This window comes from Methylobacter sp., from assembly GCF_023227905.1.
GTDB lineage: Bacteria > Pseudomonadota > Gammaproteobacteria > Methylococcales > Methylomonadaceae > Methylobacter_A.
In genome coordinates this window covers 14277-29329 of sequence record NZ_JALOCF010000016.1, presented here as the reverse complement: position 1 = coordinate 29329, position 15053 = coordinate 14277, and the positions used below count along the sequence as shown (strand labels likewise).

The 15053-nt window shown below is 47.7% G+C and carries 14 protein-coding genes; 9 read left to right on the top strand and 5 right to left on the bottom strand.

What is annotated here, in order from left to right; all coding sequences use genetic code 11:
* Positions 1-80: 80 nt before the first annotated feature.
* Entirely contained in the window at positions 81-461 is a 381-nt protein-coding gene (locus tag M0R47_RS08685; RefSeq protein ID WP_292553184.1) for a YajD family HNH nuclease, read from the top strand.
* A gap of 20 nt (positions 462-481) precedes the next feature.
* On the opposite strand, the gene M0R47_RS08680 is transcribed toward M0R47_RS08685, so the two are convergent.
* Together M0R47_RS08680 and icd are read right to left on the bottom strand one after the other, a co-directional pair.
* Positions 482-928, bottom strand: a complete 447-nt coding sequence (locus M0R47_RS08680) for a PilZ domain-containing protein (protein ID WP_292553181.1) — start codon at positions 926-928, stop codon at positions 482-484.
* A 225-nt stretch (positions 929-1153) separates the two neighbouring features.
* Complete coding sequence (icd, locus tag M0R47_RS08675; RefSeq protein ID WP_292553178.1) at positions 1154-2455, bottom strand: NADP-dependent isocitrate dehydrogenase; 1302 nt, start codon at positions 2453-2455, stop codon at positions 1154-1156.
* 219 nt (positions 2456-2674) lie between these two features.
* Here icd and M0R47_RS08670 point away from each other — a divergent pair, with 219 nt between their 5' ends.
* The 6 genes from M0R47_RS08670 to M0R47_RS08645 all read left to right on the top strand — a co-directional run bounded on the left by M0R47_RS08670 (position 2675) and on the right by M0R47_RS08645 (position 9879).
* Positions 2675-3688, top strand: a complete 1014-nt coding sequence (locus tag M0R47_RS08670; RefSeq protein WP_292553176.1) for an isocitrate/isopropylmalate dehydrogenase family protein — start codon at positions 2675-2677, stop codon at positions 3686-3688.
* Positions 3689-3843: 155 nt separating this feature from the next.
* Complete coding sequence (gene acnB, locus M0R47_RS08665; RefSeq protein ID WP_292553173.1) at positions 3844-6405, top strand: bifunctional aconitate hydratase 2/2-methylisocitrate dehydratase; 2562 nt, start codon at positions 3844-3846, stop codon at positions 6403-6405.
* Between the two features lie 177 nt (positions 6406-6582).
* Positions 6583-7737 (top strand): cell division protein ZapE, encoded by a 1155-nt coding sequence (gene zapE, locus M0R47_RS08660; protein ID WP_292553170.1) that lies wholly within the window; start codon positions 6583-6585, stop codon positions 7735-7737.
* 361 nt (positions 7738-8098) lie between these two features.
* Positions 8099-8485 (top strand): ankyrin repeat domain-containing protein, encoded by a 387-nt coding sequence (locus M0R47_RS08655; protein WP_292553168.1) that lies wholly within the window; start codon positions 8099-8101, stop codon positions 8483-8485.
* Positions 8486-8489: 4 nt separating this feature from the next.
* Entirely contained in the window at positions 8490-9056 is a 567-nt protein-coding gene (locus tag M0R47_RS08650; RefSeq protein WP_292553165.1) for an ankyrin repeat domain-containing protein, read from the top strand.
* A 235-nt stretch (positions 9057-9291) separates the two neighbouring features.
* On the top strand, positions 9292-9879 hold the full coding sequence (locus tag M0R47_RS08645; protein WP_292553162.1) for a DUF2780 domain-containing protein: 588 nt from the start codon (positions 9292-9294) through the stop codon (positions 9877-9879).
* Positions 9880-10040: 161 nt separating this feature from the next.
* Here the strand turns inward: M0R47_RS08645 and M0R47_RS08640 are convergent, their stop codons facing one another.
* Positions 10041-11681 (bottom strand): LysM peptidoglycan-binding domain-containing protein, encoded by a 1641-nt coding sequence (locus M0R47_RS08640; protein ID WP_366513182.1) that lies wholly within the window; start codon positions 11679-11681, stop codon positions 10041-10043.
* A 96-nt stretch (positions 11682-11777) separates the two neighbouring features.
* Between M0R47_RS08640 and M0R47_RS08635 the strand changes: the two genes are divergently transcribed.
* Together M0R47_RS08635 and rnhA are read left to right on the top strand one after the other, a co-directional pair.
* On the top strand, positions 11778-12494 hold the full coding sequence (locus tag M0R47_RS08635) for a methyltransferase domain-containing protein (protein WP_292553159.1): 717 nt from the start codon (positions 11778-11780) through the stop codon (positions 12492-12494).
* Positions 12491-12946 (top strand): ribonuclease HI, encoded by a 456-nt coding sequence (rnhA, locus tag M0R47_RS08630; protein ID WP_292553156.1) that lies wholly within the window; start codon positions 12491-12493, stop codon positions 12944-12946. Before M0R47_RS08635 ends, rnhA begins: the two co-directional genes overlap by 4 nt.
* Positions 12947-13581: 635 nt before the next feature.
* Here rnhA and M0R47_RS08625 read toward each other — a convergent pair.
* Together M0R47_RS08625 and M0R47_RS08620 are read right to left on the bottom strand one after the other, a co-directional pair.
* Positions 13582-14310: an MBL fold metallo-hydrolase gene (locus M0R47_RS08625; RefSeq protein WP_292553153.1), complete on the bottom strand. Its 729-nt coding sequence runs from the start codon at positions 14308-14310 to the stop codon at positions 13582-13584.
* Between the two features lie 22 nt (positions 14311-14332).
* Positions 14333-14941: a chemotaxis protein gene (locus M0R47_RS08620; protein ID WP_292553150.1), complete on the bottom strand. Its 609-nt coding sequence runs from the start codon at positions 14939-14941 to the stop codon at positions 14333-14335.
* Positions 14942-15053: the final 112 nt, after the last annotated feature.

Genomic DNA, 15053 nt, shown 5'->3' with positions numbered 1-15053 from the left:
AATTTAGCGATACCGGCTTGTAGCTGAAAACCGTCAACTTATATGCGTGATTTTTCCGCAAACTACCAAAAGATATTCACATGAGCATCAAAAAAGTCCAACCCGACAAAAACAAGCTAGATAAAATCGTGACCGATGCGCGTCGCAGCCAGGAACTCAGAGAGCAGTCTTATCGCGGCCAAGCTCTTAAATTATACCCTTGGGTATGCGGTCGATGCGCCCGCGAATTCGATCATAAAAACCTGACCGAATTGACCGTACACCATAAAAACCATAACCACGACGACAATCCCTCCGACGGCAGCAACTGGGAATTGTTGTGCCTTTATTGCCATGATAATGAACATTCAAGATACGAAGAAACCCGGTTCGATAGTTCTAATGCGGGCAAATCCTCAACCCCTGCCGCCACTCACAATCCGTTTGCAGACCTAAAATCGCTATTGAACAGCAAAAAATAAAATGGCCTTAGAGCCGGAGATTATTTAGAACGGGTTTGCCTTTGGTAAAAACCTAGCCGCTGAACCTCAAAGCCGCTTTTACAGCCGGATTCGATCAGATAATCCCTAAACTGTAGATAATGCTGTTCAAAATGGATGCCGTATTTATAAGGCAGTGGGATAGGCAATGCCGTTCCTTCAAAAAACAGCTCTACAAACTCATCATACGGGGAAATGCTTGGTTTATTAAACGAGTGCACAACCTGCCCATCAAGCAAGAAGCTTTCGCCCTGCATAAAACACAACGTGAGTTTAAGGCGGCTGTTTCTTTTTAATGCTTGATTGCTACAGATGGCGATACCCTGTTTGCTAATGTTAAGTATTTTTACCGGCTGTTCCCGGTTAAAGAAAACAGGTGTTTTTCTAAAAACTGCATTGATATCGCTTCTTTCATAGCGTATTTGCTTTCGTAGCGTATTTTCCGCCATAACATCTACTCCAGATGCGTTTGATTTACCCAACTCCTTTCATTATCCAACCCAATGGAGCTTCTTCAGGGAAGCCACTGACGGTTTTAAAAGCCACGCTGAAAAGGAATTATTCATTGAGAACAAGTTGAGATGCTACCAACTTGTTCTCAATGATAAGATCAAAGCCCGCTGACGTGTATTCGTATCATTACCTAAAAATTAGGCCTAATGGTTTGCTAAGTGCTACTTCAAATTCTCAATCAATACATTAGCAAATTCGCTACATTTAACTTCTGTCGCCCCCTCCATTAGCCGGGCAAAATCGTACGTCACCCGTTTACTGGAAATGGCGGCATCCATGGCGTTAATGATCGCATCGGCGGCTTCCGTCCAACCCATATAGCGCAGCATCATTTCGCCGGACAGGATCAGCGAACCGGGATTGACTTTATCCATATCGGCATATTTAGGTGCCGTGCCGTGCGTGGCCTCAAAAACAGCCGTGCCGGTTTGATAATTGATGTTGCCGCCTGGAGCAATGCCGATTCCGCCGACTTGGGCGGCCAGAGCATCGGACAAATAGTCGCCGTTCAAATTCAAAGTAGCGATCACATCGAAATCTTCAGGCCGCGTCAGAACCTGCTGCAAGGTGATGTCTGCAATACTGTCTTTAATTAAAATGCGCCCTTTTGCCAACGCCTCGGCCTGCACCTTGTTTGCCGCCTCTACGCCAAACTCGGCTCGGGTTTTCTCCCAATGCCCCCAGGTATAGACATGATCCGGATATTCCCGTTCCGCCAACTGATAGGCCCAATTACGAAACGCCCCTTCGGTGAATTTCATGATATTGCCTTTATGCACAATAGTCAGGGACTTGCGCTTATTGGCAATCGCGTAATCGATTGCTGAACGCATTAGCCGCTCCGTGCCTTCCTGCGAAACCGGCTTAATGCCTACGCCGGAGCTTTCCGGAAAACGGATTTTTGCGTATTGCTTCGGAAAGTTCTCTTTCAATAGCTTTAAAAAAGTCTTTGCCTCGTCGCTACCTTGTTCAAATTCAATACCGGCGTAAATATCCTCGGTGTTTTCCCGAAAAATCACCATATCCACAGCTCCGGGATTTTTTACCGGGGAAGGCACGCCCTGAAACCATCTGACCGGCCTCAGGCACACATACATATCCAGTAACTGGCGCAAAGCCACATTCAAGGAACGGATGCCGCCGCCTACCGGCGTCGTCAACGGGCCTTTAATGGACACCAGATAATTTTTACAGGCCTCGACGGTTTCATCGGGGAGCCAAGTATCAAACAAGCGATGGGATTTTTCCCCGGCATACACTTCCATCCAGTGAATTTTCCTTTGCCCGGCATAGGCGCTCTCAACAGCCGCGTCCAAAACACGAACGGTGGCGCGCCAAATATCCGGCCCGGTACCGTCGCCTTCAATAAATGGAATAATCGGATTATCCGGCACCGCCAGCTTGCCGTTTTGTGCGGTAATGGCACTGCCGTTTGGAGGCGGATTGAGTGTGAGACTAGCCATAACAACTCCTTCAAATAATATTGAGTAATGTTGCTTAAGGTGGTAGCGACGTCGCACCGCACCAACAGTAGGTGCATTAGGCGACGTCTCCACGGACTTTTGTCATCATAGCAAAAGGGTCGCGATTTGCACCATTTAACCACTGCAACTGGATAAACACAGGCCTAAAGCACTATAATTCACCGGTTAATCTGTTCTTTTTTAAATTTGGAGAAATGAATGCACGCAGTTACGTTGATAAAAGGCGATGGTATCGGCCCATCAATAATGGATGAGGCTGTTAAAGTTATTGACGCGTCCGGCGTAAAGATTCAATGGGAAGAAGCATTTGCCGGCTTGGCCGCTTTTGAACAATTCGGCACTCCATTGCCGGATGAAACCATGACCTCAATAGACAAAACCCGGCTGGCATTTAAAGGCCCGTTAACCACGGTTGTCGGCGGCACTGGCTTTAGAAGCATTAACGTAGCATTGCGGCAAAAATACGACCTGTATGCCAACGTCCGCCCCGCCAAAAACTGGGCAGGCGTCACAACCCGCTTTGATGATGTCGATATTGTTATCGTCAGGGAAAATACCGAAGGGCTTTATGCCGGACTTGAGCATTACCTGACGCCTAAAAAAGACATCGCGGAAAGTCTGGCCGTCGTCACCAGAACAGGGTCGGAAAGAATTATCGAGTATGCCTTTCAATACGCCATGGACAACAATCGTAAAAAAGTTACTGTTTGCCATAAAGCCAATATTTTGAAATACACACAAGGCTTGTTTCTGGACGTTGCCAGGGAAATCGCCCCGAAATATCCCGAAATTCAATACGACGAAAAAATTATCGATGCCGCGTGCATGCATATGGTGATGGACCCGAAGCAATTTGATGTGGTCGTCTGTACCAACATGTTCGGCGACATCCTGTCTGATTTGACCGCAGGCCTGGTAGGCGGACTGGGCCTGATTCCAGGTGCCAATATCGGCAACAATGCAGCCTTGTTTGAAGCCGTACACGGCAGTGCACCGGACATCGCCGGAAAAAATCTGGCTAACCCTACCGCCGTCATCATGGCCGGAGTCATGATGTTGCATCATCTCGGCGAGCATGACGCGGCAGATAAAATTCAAACAGCCGTTGAAAAAGTGGTTAATGAAGGCAAGTTTGTTACGCCGGATCTTAATCCGCAGTCAAAATGCGGAACGATTGAAATGGGTAATGCGATTGTTGAGGCGATGAAGTAATGTCATCGTTCCCACGGTTTCCGTGGGAATGCAGTACTGGCCGCACCAACACGTCCAGTACTGATGTTGATGCGACGCTGGAGCATTGCTTACTGCATCCCCACGGAGACCGTGGGAACGATTAAACGTTTTATACCTTCCCCCAGGAATTCTTCATGCTAGAACAATACCGTAAACACGTAGCAGAACGCGCCGCCGAAGGCATCGTCCCCAAGCCGCTTGATGCCGAACAGACCGCCGCTTTGGTTGAGCTGATTAAACAGCCGCCCGCCGGAGAAAATGAGTTCATCCTCGACCTGCTGACTAACCGCGTTCCCGCCGGTGTTGACGAGGCGGCTTATGTTAAGGCTGGATTCCTGGCGGCTGTCGCAAAAGGCGAAGTCAGCTCTCCAATCCTGGATGCGGCGCGCGCGACCGAATTGCTAGGTACGATGCTGGGCGGTTATAACATCGCGCCGTTAATCGATTTGCTGGATAACGAAGCCTTGGCTCCGATTGCGGCCAAGGCGCTGTCCCATACCTTGTTGATATTCGACGCTTTCCACGACGTGCAGGAAAAAGCCGATGCCGGTAACCCGTTCGCCAAGCAGGTGCTTAATTCCTGGGCCGAAGCGGAATGGTTCACCAGCAAGCCCAAAGTGCCTGAAAAACTGACGATCACCGTGTTCAAGGTAAGCGGCGAAACCAATACCGACGACCTGTCGCCGGCTCCCGATGCCTGGTCGCGCCCCGACATTCCGTTACACGCCAAAGCCATGCTGAAAATGCCGCGCGAAGGCATCACCAATGCCGAACAGCAAATCGCCGAACTCAAGCAAAAAGGCTTTCCGGTGGCTTATGTCGGCGACGTGGTCGGCACCGGTTCTTCTCGCAAGTCGGCGACCAATTCGGTATTGTGGTTCATGGGCAATGATATTCCGCACATTCCGAATAAACGCGAAGGCGGAGTTTGCATCGGCGGCAAGATTGCGCCGATTTTCTTCAACACGATGGAAGATTCAGGCGCCCTGCCCTTTGAATGCGATGTATCGCAAATGGCGATGGGCGATGTGATCGATATTTACCCGTATGCCGGCGAAGTTAAGCGCCACGATACCGGCGAACTAATCTGCAAGTTCGAACTGAAAACCGATGTCATTCTGGATGAAGTACGCGCCGGTGGCCGTATCCCGTTAATCATTGGCCGTGGTTTGACAGACCGAGCCCGTAAAGTGCTGGGCTTGCCGGCTTCCACTGTATTTTGCCGTCCGGTCGACGCTAAAGACAGCGGTAAAGGTTATACGCTGGCGCAAAAAATGGTCGGCAAGGCTTGCGGCGTTGCAGGCGTCCGTCCTAATACCTATTGCGAACCACGTATGACCACAGTCGGCTCGCAGGACACCACCGGGCCGATGACCCGCGACGAATTGAAAGACTTGGCCTGCCTGGGCTTTTCGGCCGACCTGGTGATGCAATCGTTCTGCCACACGGCAGCGTATCCGAAACCGGTTGACGTCACCATGCAGCATACGCTACCGGATTTCATTATGAATCGCGGTGGCGTGTCGCTCCGTCCGGGCGACGGCATTATCCATTCCTGGTTAAACCGCATGCTATTGCCGGATACCGTCGGCACCGGCGGCGACTCGCATACCCGCTTCCCTATCGGCATTTCCTTCCCGGCCGGTTCAGGCTTGGTCGCGTTTGCCGCAGCGACGGGCGTGATGCCGCTGGATATGCCCGAATCGGTTTTGGTTCGTTTTAAAGGCGAGATGCAACCGGGCATTACCCTGCGCGACCTAGTCAATGCGATTCCTTATGCGGCTATACAACGCGGCTTGCTGACCGTTGAAAAACAGGGCAAGAAGAACGTGTTCTCAGGCCGTATCCTGGAAATCGAAGGTCTGCCGGATTTAAAAGTGGAACAGGCTTTTGAATTGTCCGACGCGTCTGCCGAACGTTCTGCCGGAGGTTGCACGGTGCGTTTGAATGAAGCGCCGATCCGCGAGTATTTGAATTCCAATATTACCTTACTGAAATGGATGATAGCCGAAGGTTACGGCGATGTGCGCACTATTGAGCGCCGGATCAAAGCCATGGAAGACTGGCTGGCTAATCCAATATTGTTGGAGCCGGACGCCGATGCGGAATACTTTGAAATCATAGAAATCGATATGAGCGAAATCAAGGAACCGTTGCTGGCCTGCCCCAATGACCCTGACGACATAAAAACACTGTCCGCCGTGGCCGGTACCAAAATCGACGAAGTGTTTTTAGGTTCCTGCATGACCAATATCGGCCATTTCCGCGCCGCCGGTAAATTGCTGGAAAAACACCAAGGCACATTGCCGACCCAATTGTGGGTTGCGCCACCCACCAAAATGGACCAAAGCCAATTGACCAAGGAAGGCTATTACGGCACTTTCGGAAAAGCCGGTGCCCGCACCGAAATGCCCGGCTGCTCGTTATGTATGGGCAATCAGGCGCGAGTTGGCGAAAACACTACCGTAGTTTCCACCTCGACGCGTAACTTCCCCAACCGTTTGGGTGATGGCGCGAATGTGTATCTGTCATCAGCCGAACTGGCGGCAGTGTGTTCGATTCTGGGCAAAATTCCGACTTTTGATGAATATATGCATTATGCAAGTCAAATTAACGAAACAGCTGATGATACTTATCGTTATTTGAACTTTGACCGAATGGATAGTTATCGGAAAAAGGCTGGCGGTGTAGCGTAGGAAAAGGACAGAATCACGTTTTTTCTCGTTGTCATACACAGCACTCTTAGACCTTCCAGGTTTTTAAAACCTGGAAGGTCTGACTCGCACGTCCTGAATAGACGGGACGAGATAATTGCGTCCGTCGCCTCAGCGGGAACCACGTCTGGCTGGCTATCCTCCCTACAAAAAGCAATTATGCTAAGAAAGCCCTCACGACAAGCAATTTCAACTCAATCCAAAGCCGAAACCGGCTTGCTGGAAAAACAATACAACGCCCTGGTAGCGCAAGACATCATCCAATACGAACCCGCACAAATCACCGCCCTGCATCACCTGCAAACCCTGCTCAACAACCTAAATACAACGGTCAAGTACGAGCAAAAATCCCCCCTACATAAACTCTTCCGACCCAAACCGGCCAATTATCAAAGCCTGTATATCTACGGCAACGTAGGCCGCGGCAAGTCTATGTTGATGGATTTATTTTTTGAGGCTTGCCCGATCCGCCAAAAGCGGCGGGTGCATTTTCATGCCTTCATGCTGGAAGTTCACGCCTTCATCCACCAATGGCGCAAGCAACACAATACCGATGCGATTTCGGCATTGGCAAAACATATCAGAGCATCGGAACTGCTGCTTTGCTTCGACGAGTTCCATGTCTCCGACATCGCCGACGCGATGATTCTGGTGCGACTGTTCCGGAGGCTGTTCGAATTGGGTATCGTTGTTGTGATTACCTCCAACTGTCATCCCAGCGAACTCTATCATGACGGCCTGCAGCGGGACCTGTTCCTGCCTTTTGTCGGTCTCCTGCAAGAAAAAGCCAAAGTCGTCGAGCTGGTGGCAGACCAGGATTACCGGCTCAGCCATTTACACGCGCTAAAGACGACTTACTATTATCCGCTGGATCAACACGCCAAAAAATTCATACGGCAAAGTTATAACGAACTGACCAATTACGCCCCGATGAAACCGGGCTCGCTGGAGGTATTAGGCAGAAAGGTAGTGTTGTCGGCAGTGCACGGCAATGTCGCCCTCACCTCTTTTGACGAACTGTGCATGCACGCCTTAGGCCCTGCCGATTACCTGGAAATCGGCAACCGCTTCGATGTCGTGATACTCGCAGATATTCCCAAGCTGACCACGGAAAAATGCAACGAAGCCAAACGGTTTGTCACGCTGATTGACGCGTTGTACGAGCATAAAGTGAAACTGATCTGTACAGCCGAAGTCCCCGCTCATGAACTTTATACCGCCGGCGAAGGTTCGTTTGAATTCGAACGGACGGTGTCGAGATTGATCGACATGCAATCTGAAAATTATTTACAAATTGCGCATGTTGACGCCTGATTGGGACATGAAGTTTGCGACATCTAAGGTTTAGATTTATTTTATCGTGGTAAGTTGTATATTAAATGTGATTTTATGTAACGCTACCTGAAAGTTGTCAGACGGATTCGCCTTTAGGGGAATCCGCTATGAATGAGCCATGTAGAGCGCGATGCGCCCCTACATGGCTAACATGTTTGAAAAGCCGGATCTGATCGTGGCTTGACGTTATATAGCAAAAAACGCATATGCTAATTACCATGAAACCTCATAAAGTCAACAACTTGAAATCACATTCTAATCGTTTTGTTACTGCCGCCATTTTTGAGCTTTTGCAAAACGGGATTTATGTTTTAGCCGAGTATTCAGGAGTGTTTGCTTAATGGATGCCGCTTGGCAGAACGCAATCAAACGCGGCAACGCCCACATTGTCCGCAATCTTATTGAACGAGGTATGGATGTGAATGCGCGAGACCGCTATGGACAAACGGCCCTGATGTTGGCTGCGCATGCCGGTCACTGCGAGATCGTTGAAACGCTAATTGCTCACCGGGCCGACCTGAACGTCACGGCCAAGTTTGGGTTGAGCGCTTTGATGCTAGCCCTCATTGCAGGGCATACAGATATCGCTCACCTTTTAGCCAAATCCGGGGCTGATCTTTTATTGCAGGCCACCGGCGCGCCGGGATTTGCCGGCAAAACAGCCTACGATCTTGCTGTGGAGCTGAGTATGCTTGAGTTATCAACAGAATTGAAACCTAAGACTTAACAAGATGAAGTCAAATGCTGAACGATGCTTGGAATATGAGAAGTTCAAGAACATTGACGCGGCTTTCCGAGAGGGCGATTTAGCCGCGTTGCAGGCTGCGGTCGATGATCCGTCCATCATACCGAACGGGCCCATGCCTCTAACCATAGGGACATGCCTGGAATATGCGATTTACCATAGCCCGTTACCCTTTATCCGCATTTTGCTAGAAGTCGGCGCCGATCCGAATCCTGTGGATCACACCGGGTTTCCGCCCTTGATAGCGGCGTTGTCTTGCAGCCGGTCGCAGCCTGGATCGCCTGGGCGACCTGACGTGCTGGAGGTTTTGAAACTGCTGCTTACTTTTAAGTCCGATCCCAATCAACGCGGCATCAACGATTACACGCCACTCCACATGGCTGTGAGCGAACGCAATTTTCTGGCTCTGGAGCTTCTATTACAAGCCGGGGCGGATCCCTGTCTTCGAACACGTATCGACGATTATGAATCGCCTCGGGAAATGGCCGAGAACGCAGGCCTTGAAGAATTTGCAAGGCATCTGCCCGTGCATGAGGCTCGGTTGAGAAAGTGAGAGGCGCGTTTTGCGATCCATCTATACGTAGTACGTAGTAAAAACATAATTCGGCCTTTTTTGGTATTGTGCAGCGCCTAAAAAAGCCTGCTTTTGATGATTGCGGTTTGCTTAGGTTAATCCGCCATATAGCAATACAAGCGTATCATTCGTGAACTGCCGGCTTAATCTCAATATAAGTTTTATCCCGTAATATCCCATTTTTAAACACTAACTTAATTCAATGAGAGGAAATATGCAGCAAAAAACGTTTCTAACGCTCTGTGCGTCGCTGGCCATTTCTGTGACAATGGTTAATAGTGCCGAGGCCGCAAATTGGAAAGAGGTGCTTAATGCTGTCAATAGCAACGTCAATGGTCAGGCGAATAACGCAAGCCAACCATTGCAAGGCCAACAACAGGCCATCAATGCGGCCCAAGCTGTGCAGCCCGGCGGCTTGGCCGAGTTATTAATGCAGCGAACAGGCGTGACAGCGGCTCAGGCTCAAGGTGGTGCAGGCGCTTTGTTTCAGGTTGCTAAAAGCAAGATGCAGCCAGACGCGTTTGCCCAACTGGAACAGTCGGTCCCTGATATGAGCACAATGCTGGGAGCTGTGCCAACCCAAGCACAGCCAGGTGGCGGTTTGGCCGGACGTCTATCTTCACTAGCGGGTACTTCAGGTGGAACGGCGGGCAATTTGGTTGCGGTGGTTTCCGCTTTTCAGCAGCAGGGCATGTCGCCTGCGATGGTGCAGCAGTTTGTTCCGGTGGTGATTGATTATGTTAGAGCCCATGGCAATGAGGCTTTGCTGAATACCTTAAGCGCGGCATTAGTTGGACATTGATCGGCTCATCCTGTTCGGCAATCAGCTCTAATCTGCGTCAAAAGTATTTTTAAATCTCAAAGCAAGCTTTAAATTCGGGCATTTTTATTTTTTGAACGCCAGAGCTTGCTTTGGGCGTTCAAGATCGGCTTTTTTTCCATTCCGACCAGATTAAAGATCAATCAAGTATTAAGAATCACTTTCAGCTTTTTTCCTGGGATAAGGGAGCTGTTGACTGCCAGTGGATTCCATTTACGCAGATCCGCAATGGAGACATTAAATTTACGGGAAATTTGCGCCAGTGAATCACCTCGCTTAACGATATAACTAATTGACCGAATGCCCGCCGCAGGTGGAACTACAGTCTTTGGGGTCACAGCCACAGCCTGTTGTTGCTTGGCGGCTTTAATAGTCAGCTTCTGGCCTAAAACTAATGCCGACTTTGGAGTAATTTTGTTCCAGTTTGCAATATCACTAACGCTAACAGAAAACTTCTGCGCTATATTCCAGAATGTGTCCCCTTGCTTCACCACATAGATCTGGGTGCTTCCGGGGTTATTGCTAACTGTTTTAGCGTTGAACTGTGCGCTAACTGTTTTTTGCGGCGACGGCATCTTTAAAACCATGCCGGAGTGAATAGAATTGTTAGCTAAGTGATTAGCCTGACGGATCGATTGGGGGGTTGTGTTGTTTTTACTGGCAATAGATGCAAGGCTTTCTCCAGCCTTTACTTTGTGTTTGCTTGGAATAGTCTGGATTTCATCGTGCCGTATTTGCGCTATCGTTTCGGCTTGGTACCGCTTCATATCGACCCGCTGATCATAGGGCAATTGAGCCAGGTTTTGTTTAAATAATTGCGCCTTGGCAACCGGAATTAACAAATGATGCGGTCCTTGTGGCGCAGTACTTGAATGGTTAAAGCCTGGGTTTAATTTTAAGAATTCATTCAGAGGCGTATTGGCCAGTTCCGCCGCTTTGTTTAAATCCAATTGGGATTTGGCGTCAACCAGTTCGCAATAAGGCTTGTTGGGAATCGGCTGTAATTCAATATTGTATTTGTCGGCGTTGGCGAAGATTCTGGCTATAGCGAGCAACCGTGGCACATAGTCTGAGGTTTCCTTGGGAAGGTCTAACGACCAATAATCCGTTGGCAGATTGAGGTCTTCATTTTTCTCGATGGCCTTTCTTACATTGCCTTTGCCGTAATTATAGGAGGCCAACGCAAGGTGCCAGTCGCCGTCGAAGGTTTCGCCCAAGTGTTTGAGAAAAGCGGCTGCCGCTTTGGTTGATGCATAAACGTCGCGACGGCCATCGTACCAGGCATTTTGTTGCAGACCATACAGACGGCCGGTAGCCGGTATGAATTGCCAGAGCCCTGAAGCATCGCTTTTTGAATAAGCTTCCGGCAGAAAGGCGCTCTCAACGATAGGCAGTAAAGCCAATTCACCGGGAATATTTTTAGCCTCAATCTCGTTGAGTATTAGGTGTAAATAAGGTTCCGCGCGTTGTTGAACTCTGGCAAGATAGCCGGGGTGCCGCAAGTACCAGTTTAACTCGCGATCAATCCGTTCATTTTCAATTTCGGGTAGAGAATATAAAGAAATTAACCGTTCCCAAACCGTACTCTTATATTTTGATGATACATTGTATTTTTGTTTACCGAACGGATGCAGGGCGTGCCTCACATAGCTGTTATCCGTTTCAGCGCTGGCAGGCGGTCTGTCGTTAAAAGAGTCTTTTGAGGTTGTAGAGCAGCCTGTAGCGATTAAAAAGATCAACACTAATAATAATTTAACTGATCTGTTAAAGTTAATGCCCATCATCCAAGCCTTTTAAGAATAAAGTTTATTATTAAGATTTTACCATTATAGCTTGTTTTTATTGAAAATCATCAAAGTCAGATAGTGTAGAATTCAAACATGAAACGTAACTTCTTATTTGCATGGTATCAAACGCCTAGAGGCAAGCTTCTGCAACAGCTTGAAGCCGAATATTTACAACGGTCTATCACCGTCAGCTGTCAGCAGACCATTTTGCAGATCGGCGGCTTAGACTGGGAAAGTGAGTTTATCGATTGCACTTTATATAAGAATTTCACGGTACTCGATGCCAAAAGCTTAGGCTGCGATCAGGCGAGAAAAATTCAGGCAAAATCCTATAGCCTGCCCTTGCAAAGTAACAGCGTGGATATGATCATAGTACCGCATCTATTAGAGTTTGATGCCTTTCGGTTTCAAACCATGCGGGAAGTAGAGCGGGTGTTAAAACCGGAGGGACTACTAGTCATACTAAATTTTAATCCTTGGAGCCTATGGGTTAGATACCAGTATTTGTGGGATAAGAAAATGGCCGATTCATGGGGAGGTCACTTTATTTCCCGCTCAAGGATTTTGGACTGGTTAAAGTTATTAAATTTTGAAGTCATCGTTTCGTCGGAGTTTAACCTGGATACGGTAAAGTCGACCCATGACAAGTTTATAACCAGGGGACACTCGCTCACATCGACCGCCTATGCGATCAAGGCTATAAAACGACGCTACAACCTGATCCCATTAACGCCGATACAAACACTGAACCCTCGTTTAATTCTGACAAATACCCTTAATTCAACTGCTTACACAGATCAACAGACATGACTGATTCCGTCATTATTTACACCGATGGCGCCTGCAAAGGCAACCCTGGACCGGGCGGCTGGGGAGTTATACTCAGCTATAAGGGAAATGTTAAGGAAGTCTACGGCGGCGCCCCAGAGACCACCAACAATCGCATGGAATTGATGGCGGCAATCCAGGCGCTGGAAATGCTGACCAAGCCCTGTTCCGTGCAGCTCAATACCGATTCAAAGTATGTCATGCAGGGCATAACCGAATGGATAAGCAACTGGAAAAAACGCGGCTGGAAAACAGCCGCCAACACACCAGTTAAAAATGAAGATTTATGGCGCAGATTGGATGCCGCCATTCAACGGCACAATATCGAGTGGTTTTGGGTAAAGGGCCATTCAGGTCATACCGAAAATGATAGAGCGGATGAGCTGGCCAATCTTGGAATTGATTCATTAAGAAAAGAACGCGAAACGACTTGAGTATTTGAGGACGGATTTGTCTTTGAGACATAATTTTTAGGATAGTTTCCAGCTCAGCCTTATCGGATAGAGGGTTTTATTAACTCTTTATGCGTTACTATTGTTTGGATCTGTCCAACAGCCTTAGATAGCAATCCGTATTGATCCTAAAAGGATGAGGCTGCTCATGAAAGGAAAAACTTAAATTATCTATTGCCTTTTTTAAGTTTTCCCCTGACCTCAGTAATCAAATTCAATAATCAAGCACTTACAATTTTTTCCACAATTCCTGTGCATAACTCTGTGCATAAGCTATAAAAAGCAGCGTTTAGATGCGATAAAACCTGCTTCTTTGTTAGATTGTAGTTTTTTTATACAACATTATTATTACATATAATAATCATTGACTTATAATCACTAACAACCAATTCACAGAGTTTCCTCAAGCTGAAATTCAGCATTTATTACAAATTCATTACCACAAAAACCAATCTGTGCATAAACAGCATCTAATGTAAGCCTATGAAGTTTTTATTATTTCAAGGGCACTAAATTAATATCGCCTTTAATAAAGGTGGCCAATTCTTACTATAAGCCAATAAACCGATAAGGCTTTCTTTAATTCTTCAAATGCACCGGGTCAGCTTTTAAAACGATTAAACGGCAATACCTACCTGTAAAGCATCAAACCAGTCCAAAAAGCGTTTGACATCGTCACCTTTAAACATCCGCCCATGCTGTGGAGCCAGAATATCAATATCAAGGTTTCTTACCCGCTCAATCCAGACCCTTTTTGCCTGATTTGACGGCATCCAGCGTTGATGCCAATAACGCATTTTTTCGACATGCGCAGAAAAATTGTCTACAAACAAAGGAGCATCAGGCCCTTCGATAGCAGCGCCGACGTCACCCGACATCAGAATTTTGGCTTGTGGATCATAGACATGAAAATTACCGGACGAGTGCAAATAATGGGCGGGAATAAGCTGCAATTCTACAGACTCCAATTTGATGGTTCCGCCGTTATCCGGGATAGGCATATATTCTATTGATTCACAGCTGTAATGCCGCAAAAAACCCTCCCAAATAGCCGGGGCATGGAGTTTGGCATTGGTTAATGCCTGATCCCACAGGCCCAGCGATGAAATCACGTCAGGGTCTTGATGCGAGGCGAACAGATCCGTTATTTGATCCACAGGAGCATGATGCAGCACTGCCGCCATCATTGGGGCAAACAACTCGGCACCACCGGGATCCAACAGCAGGCAACGATTAGGCGTGCGGACCACATATTGGTTGGTATCGATTATATTACTCGGCTTATCCTCATCCCTTCCAAACATAATCCATTGGTGCGATCCTTCATATATCTTGGTCATTTTCATGAAAAAACAATGCCTCAGCTATTCAACTATTGCGATAAACGGATAATGCGATTCTGCAACGCTGCACATTATCATGAATGGTGTGTGCGGCTTTATCCACACTTTCGGCGACGGCTTGCAGGCTCTGCAAATATTCACCCGCTTGTGATGCCTCAATTCTTGAGTTTGCAGCAATAACCCGTGCGGCTCGTGCATGATGCATCACCGCTTCAAGCTGGCCTAGCAGCTGGGAGACATCGCGCTTAAACTGCCGTTGGCAATCTTGCATTGATTGCTTTGCATGATCTACTGGCTCCTGCATTGATTTGGCATAAGTAGCACCTTCAGCCATTTTTGCTGCCAACTCGAATTTATTGTAAGCCGCTGTTCTTTGGAACTCATCAACGGTCAATCGATATAATACCAATGCATAAATATTGATATTAGTAACCAGCTCGATTGTTTCCTTAGCCAATTCATTAATAAAGTCAGTAATCGGCTGAAACCCTTTTGCTTTATCCCCCGCCCTAAATGCAATAGCCTTGGCATTGGCCGCCGCTAATGAAATTTCCTTGGCTACCACCATGACGGCACTTAACTCCGAGGTAATAGAAGCTACCGCAATAAATTGTGATTTAGTCTGATTAGTCATATTTAATTACACAGCGTAAAAATAACATTTTAAATTCTGCATCTGGCACAAATCATTACCTATTCTGCAATGGTAAGTTCTTATGGAATATATCCATATAAGAAAACGCTGC